1 pseudogene is annotated in these 306 nt (G+C 30.4%); it reads right to left on the reverse strand.

The features are described 5' to 3' along the window. Positions 1 to 43: 43 nt before the first annotated feature. Positions 44 to 306, reverse strand: a pseudogene (locus tag ELQ05_RS08145) (hypothetical protein); the annotation flags it as partial.

Consider the following 306-nt stretch of genomic DNA (forward strand, 5'->3'; position numbering starts at 1 on the left):
TTTCAACCTTATCTAAACTGATAGCTTCACTAAAATCAAATTACATCAAAGAACGCAAATTAACTTGTTTTTCATCTACTAAAGCCGAGTATTTTTTAAAGCTTTTATAGTCTTTGTTGAGACAGGCTTGCTGAAGATTAAAAATCACAAGTGGATCGATTAAATGTTCTTCTTTATCACTTATAAAACCATGAATTCCTTTAGAATCTAAAGCCTTATGTGTATCGTTAAAAGCATGTTTGTGTAAAGCAATTAGCTCTTTTTCAAAATCTTCTAAATCCATACCTTCAATGCGTGAAGTTGTAG

It is taken from the genome of Campylobacter sp. US53, from assembly GCF_004378995.1.
Taxonomy (GTDB): Bacteria; Campylobacterota; Campylobacteria; order Campylobacterales; family Campylobacteraceae; genus Campylobacter_D; species Campylobacter_D jejuni.